General features: G+C 48.2%; 8 protein-coding genes. 7 read left to right on the forward strand and 1 reads right to left on the reverse strand.

Annotated elements, in window-relative coordinates; genetic code table 11:
* The first annotated feature begins 9 nt into the window (after nt 1–9).
* The 5 genes from BAZ21_RS06315 to BAZ21_RS06335 all read left to right on the forward strand — a co-directional run bounded on the left by BAZ21_RS06315 (nt 10) and on the right by BAZ21_RS06335 (nt 11,513).
* Nucleotides 10–4,977: a DUF4132 domain-containing protein gene (locus tag BAZ21_RS06315; protein WP_068498185.1), complete on the forward strand. Its 4,968-nt coding sequence runs from the start codon at nt 10–12 to the stop codon at nt 4,975–4,977.
* A gap of 266 nt (nt 4,978–5,243) precedes the next feature.
* Nucleotides 5,244–6,227 (forward strand): Gfo/Idh/MocA family protein, encoded by a 984-nt coding sequence (locus tag BAZ21_RS06320; RefSeq protein WP_068498187.1) that lies wholly within the window; start codon nt 5,244–5,246, stop codon nt 6,225–6,227.
* 497 nt (nt 6,228–6,724) lie between these two features.
* Complete coding sequence (locus BAZ21_RS06325) at nt 6,725–9,463, forward strand: beta-glucosidase (RefSeq protein ID WP_068498189.1); 2,739 nt, start codon at nt 6,725–6,727, stop codon at nt 9,461–9,463.
* 210 nt (nt 9,464–9,673) lie between these two features.
* Nucleotides 9,674–11,200, forward strand: coding sequence for a glycoside hydrolase family 30 protein (locus BAZ21_RS06330; protein ID WP_068498191.1), 1,527 nt, complete (start codon nt 9,674–9,676; stop codon nt 11,198–11,200).
* A gap of 127 nt (nt 11,201–11,327) precedes the next feature.
* Nucleotides 11,328–11,513: a hypothetical protein gene (locus BAZ21_RS06335; protein WP_068498192.1), complete on the forward strand. Its 186-nt coding sequence runs from the start codon at nt 11,328–11,330 to the stop codon at nt 11,511–11,513.
* 187 nt (nt 11,514–11,700) lie between these two features.
* Here the strand turns inward: BAZ21_RS06335 and BAZ21_RS06340 are convergent, their stop codons facing one another.
* Nucleotides 11,701–12,663: a hypothetical protein gene (locus BAZ21_RS06340; protein WP_068498195.1), complete on the reverse strand. Its 963-nt coding sequence runs from the start codon at nt 12,661–12,663 to the stop codon at nt 11,701–11,703.
* A gap of 212 nt (nt 12,664–12,875) precedes the next feature.
* Between BAZ21_RS06340 and BAZ21_RS06345 the strand changes: the two genes are divergently transcribed.
* On the forward strand, nt 12,876–13,556 hold the full coding sequence (locus BAZ21_RS06345) for a response regulator transcription factor (RefSeq protein WP_068498197.1): 681 nt from the start codon (nt 12,876–12,878) through the stop codon (nt 13,554–13,556).
* Nucleotides 13,549–14,955 carry a sensor histidine kinase gene (locus BAZ21_RS06350; RefSeq protein WP_084011526.1) on the forward strand — a complete coding sequence of 469 codons (1,407 nt, stop codon included), beginning with the start codon at nt 13,549–13,551 and terminating at the stop codon, nt 14,953–14,955. Before BAZ21_RS06345 ends, BAZ21_RS06350 begins: the two co-directional genes overlap by 8 nt.
* Nucleotides 14,956–15,126: the final 171 nt, after the last annotated feature.

A 15,126-nucleotide genomic window follows, 5' to 3' on the forward strand; every position in this document is an offset into this window, starting at 1 on the left:
AAATGAAATATGCATCAAGAGAAAAATGAGCAAGAATATTTCACCATACTAAGGGAGCGCGCGGCGCAACTGGATGGACAACAACAGGAGTTGGCGCAGTATGTTATAGAACTGGGTCAGCTTCATTACATACACGAGGATGAGAAGCCTTTTAATGAATGTCAGCGAATCTTGAAAGCACAGTCAGCAGAAAGCGGAGAGCCGCTGTTCAAGCCATTGGCAGAGGTGTTGCGTCGGCTAATTGGACAAACGACAGGTGATGTGTTCACACATATAACGAAGCATGTGACCGAATATCCGTACAGTACAGGGTATGAGCGCAAACCGTTTCGCACTTCGGATATCACCGCCCATACTTCCCGGATTTATAAAAGAATGGTGCAGTTGATCCGAATGGACTGGATCGGCTTCTCCGTGATGGATTATTTAACGAAAAAGGATTATGAGCAAGGCAGGGATTACCGGATTCAAGAGACGATTAGTGATTGGATAGCCTACGAGCTGGATAGCGGTAATTCACAGGTGCTTGAGGCGTTAAAAGGTATTATTTATGGCGACAATCAGGCGGCATTGCTTACACGCAATATGATTAAAGGCATGCTCCTGAGTCATCAGGAAGAGAATTATCACATGATTGGCGAGCTGCTGACAGCAGCCAAGCTTCAGGAGGGGCTGCGCCAAAGCATTGTGGAGCAAATGGATGAAGGAACCCTAGAGGCTCTTATATATCTGTTGAAGTTGATTATAGACCAAGGCTTTATTCGTTACAGCTCAGTAGTCCGGGCGCTTGCGGTATGGACGGGTATGGGACTGGAATCTGCCAATCAGCGGGTAGTTCGCCAATTGATCGAGCAGGCGTATGAAGCATTGACTCATAGTGAACTGAGGCAAGCATGGTTGACCAGCGCAAATGCCAATGAAGTGTATATGAGTCTGTGGGCAACGGCGGTACATGAGGAGCGTAACTTGTATGGGCAGGTGCGGAAACTCATGGAGCAGGGAGCAACTTACCAGAAAATTGTAGCACTTTATGTGCTGTCTAACAGTGAGAACAAGGATGTACGTCTCGGAGTTGCCAGAGAGTATTTGGACCAGACGGACCCGGAGCTTCAATATTGGATACTGACGAACTATACAAGCAATTATTTTTATGAATGGGTAGAAGGCGGGACGGTCGCGGATCGGATCGTTAAGGTAGCGCATACTCCTTTGCTGGACAGTAAAGAGGAGCGGCGCAAGGATTTTGAGCGACTTCATGACCTGTTTGTACATATGAAAAAGGGGGAGTCCACCGAGTTCTCCAAGGTGCTGGATTTTGTAAACGTCTATTACCGCTCAGATGCTCCAATTCAAAAAATGCTGTATCTCGCTGGCTATGATATGGACGCGGACTGGATTGGGGAAATCATAGCCTTGAAGGATCAGATTAGCCCTAACCTGCGGGGTGAGCTGTTGAATCATTTTGTACAAAGCCCTGATGACACGGTGCAACGTGATTTTATATTTTCCAGCTTGTCCGACAAAAGCATGAGTATCCGTGAGTTTGCTGTTGCCAAGGCACGCAAGCTGACGCTGACGGAAGCAGAAATGCAGCAGATGGAGGCTTTATTAAAGCTCAAGACAGGCTCGCTGCGGCAAAGTGTTATTGGTGTATTGCTTTCACAGCCCCAAGAGCCTCTGGCTGGCTCGCTGGAACGGTTGCTTCGAGCCAAGGCGGAGCTGCAACGATTGGGTGGACTGGAAATATTGACGAAGATCTATGCAGACCCTGAGTGTGCAGAACAATATGAAAGCCTGCGGGCTTTGGCGGATATCATCCAGCAACCGACAGCCAAGGAGGAGCAACTGCTGTCCAAGCTGGGACAGGATGAGGCCTATACAGGGGCAAACGGCTTTGGTTTATACGATCCAAATGTCAGGGAAGCCTGGCTGGAAGAGAAGACTGATCTGGGTGATTTCCGATTGGCCGATGTTTTTGTATGCCCCTTGGAGAAGCTCAAGCAGTTCTTGAGTGGACTGGATGAGCTTGTCCACCATCATCGTGATGTGGAATATACTGCGGAATATTATTCGGGCTACAAAGATACGTTGCTTATTGGGACCAACCTTCGTCCTCTGCGGCTGGTTCAGGTCGATGAAGAAGTAGATTCCAGGCTGTCTTTATATCCTCTTTACGAGGAGTGGGACCGTTATTTGAAGGAAAGCGGCATGGAAGCGAGTGAACTGCTGGAGCTTGTTTTTTATGACCGGTTGGAGCCAATGGATCAAACGCTGGATCGCTACTATCGGTATTTCTCTTATAACATGGACTATTCGGAACGAAGCAAGCACAAGCTGCTGGAAGGGTGGCGTAAAGACTTCGCCAAGCAAATGTATCCTTTGGATCGGATTAACGAGGTTCAGAGGTGGATGGCAGAGCTGACCTATTCCGATCAGGTAAGCACATTGGTTAATGCTTATTTTATGGACACATCCGGTGAGGAAACATTTGACGTAATTGATCTTGCTTTAAATTCACTAATGCAGGCCATACCTAAGGACAGACCTGCTGAGGATAAGGGAATGATTCACCTATTGTCCGGCCCGTGGGTGACACTGGAGAAGGGGCGAGTCTATGATGGCGAGTCCTTTAAGCGCTTTTTCCATACCTTTGTGAACTACGCAGAACTGTCAGGAGCAGAAAATCGCTTTTATTCCCCGCTGGATCTGGAAGATTATTTCAAGGCGTATAGAAACGGATTGATTGGTGTAGAGGAAGTATATCGGGAGCTGCTGGCTGGCAGTGATAGCCGGAGTCATATGAGTACCTTAACAAACGCACGTAATACATGGATTACCAGCTCGCCAGAATTTGTAGAAATACGACGTACAGTTATTGATCGGCTGCTGGCGGTTGAATTGCTTCGGGGTGACTTGCCTACTGAGGCTACGCCAAAGGTCATGGGCTTGAGCCGGATTGAAGGCATGGATTATTTTATCCGCATTCTGGAAGGTCTTGACAAGGAAACGTTTGTCCGTGGTTATGTGTACGGCTATGGCGATCGTATTACCAAAAAGGAATCGTTCAGCCACTTGCTCAAGGCGTGTTATCCGAGTGGAGGCGAAGATGCCGTGCAGCTCAAGGAAAAGCTGGAAAACGCTAAAATTACGGATAAACGTCTGCTGGAGGCGGCGATGTATGCCCCGCAGTGGATTGAAATTGTAGCCGATTATCTCGGTTGGGAAGGGCTTCGCAGTGCGGCATGGTACTTCCATGCACATATCAATGAAGGCTTTTCGGCTGAAAAGGAAACGATTGTAGCTCACTATTCACCTATTGCTCCGCAGGATTTTAATGACGGTGCCTTCGATATTCATTGGTTCCATGAAGCCTATGAGACGTTGGGTGAAGAACGATTTGATCTGCTGTACGATTGTGCCAAGTATATTTCGGCTGGAGCCAATCATCGCCGATCCCAGTTGTTTGCGGATGCGACGCTGGGCAAGCTGAAGCTGGACGAGATAAAACAATCCGTGGAAGATAAGCGGAATAAGGATCATTTACTGACCTACAGTCTGATTCCACTTGCAGGGCCTCCTGCACCGGATGTACGGGAACGTTATGACTTTATTCAACGGTTTCTGGAGCAAAGCAAGAAATTCGGAGCACAGCGGAAGGCTAGTGAGGCTCTGGTCTCGCGGATTGCGCTCGGAAATTTGGCACGCAATGCAGGTTATGATGATGTAACCCGGCTCGTATGGGATATGGAAGCACGTAAGCTGGAAGATCTCCGATCTTATTTTGAGCCATATGCTTTGGAAGAGGGTACAACGATACAACTTGTCATTGATGCAGAAGGAACAGCTGACATTGAGATTGTCAGCAAAGGGAAGACGCTGAAGTCTATTCCGGCTCGCTTTAAGAAGGATGAGTATGTTGTTGCCTTAAAGGAACTTAAAGGGGATTTGTCAGATCAGTACCGCAGAGCCCGCAAGGAGCTGGAACGCTCTATGGAATCCGGTACGGCTTTCATGGTGAAGGAACTGAAGGGATTATTGGGTAATCCAGTGCTTGCTCCGTTGGTACGGACGCTGGTATTCAAGGCTGGGGATCATCTCGGATATTTCCATGAGGATACGTTGGTATTGGTCGCTCCCTCTGCAGAACAGCATACTGTGGGAGAAGAAGACAAGCTGATTATCGCTCATCCGCTTCATTTGTACGAAAGCGGCCATTGGGACAACTTCCAGAAGGACTTATTCAACCGTCAAATTCGTCAGCCGTTCAAGCAGGTGTTCCGTGAGCTGTACTTGCCGAACGCAGATGAACGTGCAAGTGCAACGGTTTCCCGCCGATATGCAGGACATCAGGTACAGCCGAACAAAACGGTATCCCTGCTGAAGGGACGACAGTGGACGGTCAGCTATGAGGATGGACTCCAGAAGGTGTACTATGCTGAAAATCTGATTGCGAACCTGTATGCCATGGCAGATTGGTTCTCACCGGCGGATACTGAGGCTCCTACGTTGGAAACGGTGCAATTCTTTGATCGGACAACGTATAAAAGTGTACCGTTGGAGGAAGTTCCCCCTGTCCTGTTTTCCGAAGTCATGCGGGATGTGGATCTGGTTGTCAGTGTTGCCCATGTGGGCGGCGTCGATCCGGAAGCCAGTCTTACGACCATTGAGATGCGCAGCGTTATTGTGCAGGAATCGTTACGCTTGCTGAAAATCAGCAATGTACGCCTGGACGGGAATTATGCACGTATTGATGGCATGCTTGGTGAATATGCGGTGCATTTGGGAAGCGGTGGTGTCTACAAACAAGCGAAGGGAGCGCTGCATATCATTCCGGTGCATTCCCAGCATCGTGGGCGCATATTCCTGCCGTTTCTGGATGAGGACCCAAGAACAGCCGAGATTTTATCCAAAATTGTGCTGCTGGCTGAGGATCAGAAGATCAAGGACCCGCAAATTCTTACACAGCTTCAAGCGTAGGACGTATGAACTCAACTTTCGCACCTGGAAAATCGTTTCGAATCCTTAACTGTTTAGGTGGAAACTCAGTTTGGTCACTAGTTATACCCAAACATCCGCCTGTTTGATATCATGGAAGAGAAATTGGTTTTAAGTCTAGCTGCGGAAGTTGAGTCATGTAATACTCAGGCATAAGCAGGTTCTCCTTTTGTTTAGGGCAGGTGTTTGCTAGAATAAAGAAGATTGTGCAAGTCAACGTTAACCATATTGCTGGGAGGGACACAAGTATGAGCAATAAGATTAAATGGGGAATTGTCGGCACGGGATGGATCTCGGATCAATTTGTTGCGGATTTGGCACATGTTACAAATGGGGAAGCGTATGCTGTTGGCTCACGCACTATTGAAAGCGCTACCGAATTTGCGGACAAGCATCAAATGACGCGGGCTTACGGAAGCTATGAGGAATTAGTGCAGGATTCCGAGGTTGATGCTATTTACGTAGGAACCCCTCATCCTTTTCATACAGAAAATGTTCTGACAGCTCTTCGGGCCGGCAAAGCCGTCTTGTGTGAGAAGCCCTTCACCGTGAATAGCAAAGAGTTGGAGGAACTGATCGGCTTTGCGCGTGAGCGTAAGTTATTTTTGATGGAAGCCATGTGGACACGTTTTCTGCCTCCGATCCGCCAAGTGCGGGAGTGGATACATGAGGATCGCATTGGCGAGGTCAAGCTGGTTAAGGCGGAGTTTGGCTTCCGTGTAGACTGGAACCCGGAGGGACGGCTTTTGAACCCTGAGCTGGGCGGAGGCGCTTTATTAGATACGGGAATTTATCCGGTTTCCTTTGCTTCGATGATCTTCGGTCCTGAACCTGAGCATGTATGGAGTACTGCTCATATCGGGGAAACGGGCGTTGATGAGACATTTTCCATCCTGCTGGATTACGGCAAAGGCCGCACGGCTATGCTTAACGGGGCGGTTCGACTCGGACTGACGAATGAAGCTTATATTCATGGAACAAAGGGCTATATCCACATCCCGTCATTCCTGAACACCAGATCGGCTGCTTTATATATGGATGGTGAAGAAGTACAGCATTTTCAAGATGATCGTGCTTCTACAGGATACGCCTTTGAAGCGGAGGAGGTGGGGCGCTGCCTGAACGAAGGCTTGCTCGAAAGCTCCACGATTTCGTTGGATGAATCACTAGGGATTATGAAGCTGATGGATCAGATTCGCGGACAGTGGGGACTGCGGTATCCGTTCGAATAATCGTATAATCACACCAATTCCAGGGACCTTTCGGGTTCTCTGGAATTTTTTTGTTTTTATCGTTGTATCTCCATACATAATATATTCCATTTTTGAAATAGCGACTTTGGTCGCACACGATGAACCGGCATGGAAAGATCTCACAGAGTGGGACATATGAATCATTTTTTGTGATTAAAATTAGTTAAAAAAACGTCATTTAAAAGTTACAAAAATGTAATTTTGTCGTCAGTTAAATGAATTGTTAGCGCTCTCTTTTTGGGGAGCAGAATGAGAGTCCTAGTGCTTTATTTCCAGAAACTTTCAATGAAATTTTCGAAAATGTACGGTAGGGTGGTTACGTGTCACTTGAGCCATTTCGGCTTTTGCTGACTTGCTTGCTTATTCCGTGGCTCTTGATTCTTGTCGGAGCTCGCAGGATCAAGAGACTTTGCAAGCCTGTGAAAGTGAATAGGCGCATTCACTTCATGACCAAACATCAAGGAGGAATTACAAACGTGAACGTGAAATCAACATGGTTGTTCCGAATGGTGATGATGACAGTTATCGCGGCTGTTGTGATCGGACCGATGAATATTGCAGGAGCGGCAGGAAGCCGGATAGATCGAGTAGATCGGCCCTGGATGAATACGTCCCTCTCGACAGAGAAACGGACAGCTCTACTGTTACAGGAAATGACACTGGAAGAGAAAATAGATTTGGTGACTGGCAAGGTCAACAATTATTATGGATTTTACAATGATCCGATTGAGCGTCTGGGTATCCCGGCGTTGACGATGGCAGATGGCCCTGCGGGTGTGCGTATTGCCAATCCGGATGTACAGGACAAGCAATCGACCGCGCTGCCTGCTCCAATTGCGCTGGCTGCAACGTGGGATACGCAAGCTGCCAAACAGTACGGTGATCTGCTCGGGGACGAGGCTTATAATACAACTCACAATGTTGTGCTTGGGCCGGGGATGGATATTGCCCGAATTCCATGGGGATCGCGAAACTTTGAATCGATGGGTGAGGACCCGTTGCTGCAATCCAAAATGGCGACCGCTTATGTAAAAGGCATACAGAGCCACCCTGTTTTGGCGACTGCGAAGCATTACCTGATGAATAATCAGGAAACGGAGCGCTTCACGACGAATGTCAAAGTCAGTGACCGTGCGTTGCATGAAATTTACATACGTCCGTTTCAGGAGGCCATCGCCAAGGCTGATTTGGGCGGGGCTATGTGCTCCTTTAACAAGGTCAACGGCGAGTCTGCATGTGAGAACAAAACGCTTTTAACGGACCTTTTGAAGAAGGAGATGCAATTCAAAGGCTTCGTGATGAGTGATTACGGTGCGAACCTGAGTACAGCCGAATCGGCAAATAGCGGTTTGGATCTGGAAACACCGGGGACACCTTATGGTAAATGGGGAGATCAGCTGCTGGCTGCTGTCAAAAATGGCAAGGTCAGTGAAAAAACGATTGATGATAAGGCTAGACGCATTTTGGTGCAAATGTTCAGCAAAGGGTTGTTTGATCACCCGGTTCAAAATAATCAGATTGATGCTCGCGAACACGGTAAGATAGCCCGCCAATTGGCTGAGGAAAGTATGGTACTGCTTCAGAATAAAAACAATGCATTACCGTTGTCCAAGGATAAGCTCAAATCCATTGCTGTGATTGGCCCTGATGCAGATAACGGCACTGTAGCAGGCGGAGGCAGCTCGTTGGTGAATCCGACATATACTGTGAGTCCGTTGGAGGGCATCCGCAATCGTGTCGGCAAAGGAGTTAGCGTCCAATACGCGCCGGGCACAGACCCGATTTCTGCAGGAGACATTATGCCAGGACCATCGGCTGTTCCATCTTCACTGTTGACGACATCCGATGAGAAAGAGAATACCAGTGTTGGATACGTCACTTATGGAGATGGTGAGCAGGGGCTGCGAGGCGAATACTGGAAAAATAACAAGATGGAAGGCAATCCGATTCTTGTACGTAATGATGGCCAAGTCAACATGAATCTTGGATTTTATAATTATCAGGGCCTTAATGCGAAGTCCCCTAAAATTCCGAATACGCCTACGACACTGAACGGCTTGATATCTGCGCGCTGGACAGGTGCAATTGCAGCACCCAAAGACGGTGACTATGCGTTGTCTTTAACCAGCTTGGGATCAAGCAAGCTGTATCTCGACGACAAGCTATTCGTGGATAATCAAGGTACAAAGCTGAGCACGACAAAGAAAAACATCTCGCTCAAAGCGGGTGAAAAGCATAAAATACGCATCGAATACCGTGCCGATTATCAGGTTAACGGTCGTGATTCCGGCGGTATGGTTCGTCTGGGCTGGGAGCCTCCGGCAGATGCTTCGGACAAGCTGATTGACAATGCAGTGAAGCTGGCGAAAAAGTCGGATGTCGCGATCATTGTCACACGTACGTATGATAGTGAAGGCTATGTGGAGCGTTCCGATATGGAACTGCCGAATAATCAGGATCGTCTGATCCGTGCGGTTGCTGCTGCAAACCCGAAAACGATTGTCGTGCAAATGAGCGGCAGAGCCGTTCAAATGGATACCTGGCAGGACAAGGTCCCTGCCATTGTACAAGCGTGGTTTGCAGGACAAGAGCAAGGAAATGCCATAGCACGTGTCCTGTTTGGGGATGTGAATCCTTCCGGCAAGCTGCCGGTAACCTTCCCGGTTAACGAGCAGTCTACCCCCGTATCCTCACCGGAGAAATTTCCGGGCGTGAACGGAATTGGCGACTATTCAGACGGTATTTTTGTAGGCTACCGTGGATATGAGAAATCGGGTATTCAACCCGCATTCTCCTTTGGACACGGCTTATCCTATACGACGTTCGGATACAGTGATCTGAAGGTAAAACAGCACACGAGCGGAAAGAAATCCAGTCGTACAAGTACCATCGAGGTTTCGCTAAAATTGAAAAATACCGGAAAAACTGCCGGAGCAGAGGTTGTACAGGTGTACAGCGGCAAGCTTCCGACAACCGTAGAAACCCCATCCCGTCAGCTGGCAGGCTGGTCCAAGATCGAGCTGAAGCCGGGACAGGAGAAGAAGGTTCGTATTGAGCTGGACCCGAAAGCTTTCTCTTACTGGGATGAAAATGCCAAGGCCTGGGTTATGCCGTCTGGTGAAGTGCCGATCTATGTAGGCAGTTCCTCTCAGGATATACGATTGACAGGAAGTGTTACGATTCCGGCAGCTTCCAAAGGAAAGGCAGCGAAGTAATCCCGCTACATTTGTTTTAAAGCGTTACATTCAAGAGAGCACGGGCACAAGCACCGGCTCTCTTTTTGCCATAGGTATGTAACATCCACCAGGCATTTAACGTCTAATAGGCATGTATTGTCCAATAGGTATGCAAAGAGAAACCCGAGTGAAAGCTGAAATGGAAGGAAGGCTGAGGACGAGCCGAGTATAGAGAGAGGGGGTCATTAGATGAAGAAACTCCAAAAGCAACGACGTGCCGACCTCTGGCTGCTCGTAGCTGCAGCTGCCATTTTGATCGTTGCTGTTCTGACCAGTATGGCTATACAGAAGGTTCTAAAGCCGGAATCTGAGCATGATGTCAGCATGTGGCTAACAACTCCGGACCCGGCGAATCGCCTAACTGAACAAGCCCCCATCCATTGGAAAAATGACAACAGTAAAGAAAGTAATGAAGAAGCAGCGAATTCAGATACACTGACGGTTGAGGTTAAGCCGGATATTCGTTATCAAAAGATGGAGGGGTTTGGCGCAGCGGTGTCTGGCTCGTCTGCTTACCTGATGAACCATGGCATGTCTGCGAATCAGCGTGATCAACTGCTCAATGATTTGTTTACCGCCAGCGGCATTCAACTGAGCTATATACGTCATACCATTGGGGCATCGGATTATTCGGTGGATGAACAGGGACAGCCTAGCAGCTATACCTATGACGATGTGGCCACAGGCAAGGACTATGAGCTGAACCATTTCTCCATTGCCAAGGATCGGGATGTGATCGATGTACTGAAGCAAATCCTGAGAAGAAATCAGGATCTACGGATTATGGGGACGCCATGGACTGCCCCTCCCTGGATGAAATACGGGGAGCAGATATATAACGGCTGGTATTTGGACTATACCGATCCGCGTGTCTACTCGGCGTATGCCGACTATTTTGTTCGTTATATACAGGCTTATGCGAACGAGGGCGTTCCGATTCAGGCGATTTCCATTCAAAATGAACCGGAATTTACGACGTCCAAGTATCCCAGCATGAGTATGGGAGCAGCCGAGCAGGCGAAATTTATCAAGCAATATTTGGGTCCTGCCTTAAGTCAAAGCCATTTGTCCACCCAAATTATTGCCTTTGACCATAACTGGGATACAGGGAGCGATTATGCCAAGACTGTGCTCGGCGATGAGCAAGCCCGAAGCTATACGCACGGCACGGCCTTTCATTGCTACAAAGGGGAGCCGACAGCGATGACAGACGTGCACAATGCTTTTCCGGATAAGCCTGTTTACATGACAGAATGCAGCGGGGGAGCATGGAGCCCTGGATTTGGGGATGATTTAAGCTGGGACATGTCGAAGCTGATCATTGGTGCACCCCGAAACTGGTCGCAAAACGTGCTTTTCTGGAATGTTGCACTTGACCCGTCCGGCGGCCCAACCAATGGCGGCTGTACCAACTGTAGAGGTGTAGTGACCATCGACCCGTTAAGCGGTGCCGTTACGAAAAATGTGGAATACTATGCGCTTGGTCATGCCAGCAAGTTCGTCCGTCCGGGTGCGGTACGTATTGATTCTACGCATTATAGCGGAAGTATCGAAACGGTCGCTTACCACAATCCCGATAGCACGCTTGTTCTGATTGTTGCCAATACGGGAGCGAGCGAAAAGACATTTAAGGTTCGGCAGGGAAGCAAAGTTTTCACTTCTACACTTCCATCCAAGTCGGCGGCTACCTTTCAATGGAATCCTGCAGCTTCATGATATGGCATGTACATTAACGGTTTATAGAAGCTTTAGAGCGTTTAGCCCATCTGGCCGAGCGCTCTTTTTTCATTTTCTACAAAATCCAGACTGTGAAAAGAAACTAATATTATTCAGAATTGGTTCAGTGGCGGATGATAAGATCTTTTCACTAATCCAATCGGATGAACGGACGGGTATCTTTTCTCGTATCGACGGGGATATTGCCTATATGGATGGAAATCCCTATTTGATCGGCCAGCAATTGAAGCAACTGTTCGGAGCGGATAATGTGCCGGCGCTTCATGAGCGTTTGAGATTGGTGCAAGTATAGGCGACCAAGCTGAAAGGGGGATTAATTTTCGACTGTATGGGCGGTTGTGTGAAGCTTAAAGTTTGCTGAATGTCTGACGCTGTCACGATATCGCACGTTGCAAAAAAATGGAGAGTCTGGTACACAGGACTCTCCATTTTTTTGGTTTGGTGGTAGATTGGGGTTTTGAGGATATGAAGGATCGACTTTAGTTCGCTTGGTCACACTGGGCAGTTACTTGCTGCTTGGCATAGGTGTGGAGTGTATCCGTAAGTTTGCTGGAATCTACGCCTTTTTCTTTGGCAATGGCGGTTAACGTTTTCCCATTTGTCAGTTGGGTTTGCAGCTTGTCAGCTGAGGTGCCGAACAACTGTGCAGCCTTGTCCAAATAGCCGCTTTCTTTGAATTGTTGTTGCTCTGTTGTTAATGTACCGGAAGTGTTATTCCATGAATTATTCAGCTGAGAGGTTACCCGGTTTTTTTCCTTGGCAACGACGGTATCAATGACTTTGCTCTTGTCGACGCCCTGATCCTTGGCAATGTCGACAATGGATTTGCCAGCCTTGATCTGTCGGTCCAACTCAGGCTGGGACAGGTTGAGCACCGAGGCCGCTGCAGATTTTTTCAGATTCGTCAGGGCGTGGGTAGACGTCGTATCCGATGATTTCGCCCAAGCTACAGCTGGATTGGACGTTGTTGAAGTGGTAGTCGACGTTGTAGTTACCGTAGTCACGGTTGTCACTTTTTTGGTCAGTGAATTGTTCAGCTGCTTGGTCAGATCTGTCTTAATTGAAGCCACTTTGTCTTGAGTCAGTTTTCCGGACTTATGATCTCCCGCAAGCTTGGTCAACTGCGGTTGAAGCAGGGCGTTGGTTACTTCGTCTGTGCTGATGCCTTTGGCTTTAGCCAGATCCGACAATGTTTTGCCAGTCTGGAATTGCTTTTGCAATTCGGTTTTGCTCAGGTCGAGCACTTTTTGCAGCGATGTATTGGAGCACAGGGAGTTCTGATCCAGACTGATGTTGTATCCATTCGAACTCGCCTTGGCATTGGTCGAAGTGGAGGCTTGAGTTACAGCTGTCGGTGTTGCGGCAAATACCGAAGCTGATGTGGCAGAGAATATCATCGTTGCACCCAGCATTGCAGGAATCCATTTTTTCATTTTGTTCATTGTACATTCACTCCTATTTTCGTGTGTGTTTGTTGTTGCCCCCTTACTGTAATCCCGAAAGGTGAAAAAACGGAGAAAAGCAAGCTGGAGTATTTTTACAAAGACGAAGAATTGGACATAGGCATCCGAAAGTGCGAGAATGTTTGAAAATTGAAACTGTACAGGGGTGGAGAGCCTCCCTTTATCACATACTGATTCTTAGGAGGTTCATTATGACTAAACATCGCATTTTACTGGCTGAGGATGATCCCTTGTTGGGTGAGTTGGTTGTTCATATGTTGGAGAAGACGGGATTCGGTACTGTGGATTGGGTCGAAAATGGAGAAGAAGCCTATGAATATTGCATGGGTTCCCATTATGATGTGGCCGTGCTGGACTGGATGTTGCCTGGTTGGACAGGGTTGTCGACATGTAAAAAATTGAGAGAGAACGGTTATACCGGAGCGATCCTGATGTTAACCGCCAAAGACGCGCTGCGCGATCGGGTTCAGGGGCTCGATGCCGGTGCGGATGATTACCTGGTGAAGCCCTTTGAACTGGAGGAGTTGCAAGCCAGACTGAGAGCCTTGTGCCGACGCAATTATGCACCCCTGCTGGAGGAAATCGCTGAGCTGGATGGATTGCACCTCAATCGTTCCAGTCTGACGCTCAGTCTTGAAGATGAAGTCATCCAATTAAGTCCCCGTGAATTTCAGATGCTGGATCTGTTATTGCGCAACAGGGGTGCTGCTCTCAGCCGTGAGCTGGTTTTGGAACGAATCTGGGGATATGATTCGGACGTTTCAACCAAAATTGTCGATGCCACCATTAAGCTGCTGCGCAAAAAGCTGGAGCTGTTTAACAGACAACATCTGATTCATAGCATCCGAGGGGTGGGTTACAAGCTTGAATAACAAGAAACGAATGGCTGAAGAAGAGGGCACTGAACGTGGCAAACCCGGGGGCAATTTGTTTGGACGTACGCAAAGTCGGCTTACGCTTGCATATAGCAGTCTGACGATTGTTTTGCTTGCATTATTTGTAGGCGTGGTCTACCTTCTTTTGTCTTACATTGTCATTAGCGGTCAGAAGGATAATCTGCTCTCTCTCGTTGCTGTGGAACGGATCATGGTGGAGAACAACATGCAGGAAGGCAAGCCTGAAGATACGCTGGACAATCGAAGATTATGGGGATCGGGAAGCGAACAGTTTTTCTATTATGTGATCAACGATAAGGGTGAATTGATCTCGGGGAACGAGATTTTTCCAGGGATGCGTCCTGAGCTTCTGGGACTGGTTCAAGACTGGAAACCACGTGCCAAGGAGATCATGGAGGTCAGTCTGTCTGTACCTGCGGATGTGCTGGATAACGGGGAAGCGGGTGCGGAGCCTGTTGCTCCGTCAACTCTCCATCTGATGGTGACAGGGCAGGCAGCTCTGACCAAGAACGGCCCGGATCTGACACTCTACGCAGGCATTAATGTTACACCCCAATACAATCTGCTCCACAGATTGCTAATGTTGCTGATTTTACTTGCTATTGTTTTTGTATTTATTGCCTGTCTGATCGGCTGGCTGATGTCACGTAAAGCAATGGTTCCGATCGTGAAATCCTACAACCGGCAGCGGGAATTCGTGGGCAATGCATCACATGAGCTGCGAACACCACTCAGTGTGCTGCTTGCATCCGTTAATGCGCTGGAACTGGAGCTTGGACAGAGCGCACCGTCTTTTGCCAAACACACCCTTTCCAATATGAAGGATGAGATCAGGCGGATGACACGGATGGTTCAGGATTTGCTGGTGCTGGCACGCTCCGATTCGGACGACCTTGAACTGGTGAAGCGTGATTTTGATTTTCGGCCGCTTGCCGAGAAGACGATTCAATCCATACGGCACCTCAAATCCGCAAAGGGGGTTTGTATTGAGCTGATTGGCCCGGAACAACTGGTTCTCAATGGCGACCCGGAAAAGCTGAGGCAGGTGCTGACCATTTTGCTGGATAATGCCGTCAAGTTCACTCCGCGGGGCGGTGAGGTCCGTGTGGTAATATCGGATCGGGACGAAACAGGTAGTCCGGGTTTTCACCTGTCCGTTGAGGATACAGGTCCCGGGATCAGGGCAGGGGATGTGGACCGAATTTTTGACCGTTTCTATCGAGGAGATAAATCGCGAACGCGAGGTCTGGGAGGACACGGTCTGGGGCTCGCCATTGCCAAGTGGATTGTTGAAGCACATCACGGTCAGATCACGTTATCCAGCGAAGAAAGCAAGGGTAGCATATTCCATGTAGATATTCCTGTAAATAAATAACATTTCGATTTTCGAATGACCTGACACGAGGTCATCTGGTTTGTGAACTGTTTAAATTGGCTTGACTTCATTTGGATATTTTTGTATAATGAGGATTTTGTAAAAATCCCATAAGCTACTTCCAATGAACAAGATATAGATCGAAATGGTTTAGTTCGTCTATATCTTGCA

Origin of the sequence: Paenibacillus kribbensis (assembly GCF_001705305.1) — a bacterium.
In the GTDB taxonomy this organism is placed as follows: Bacteria; Bacillota; Bacilli; order Paenibacillales; family Paenibacillaceae; genus Paenibacillus; species Paenibacillus kribbensis_B.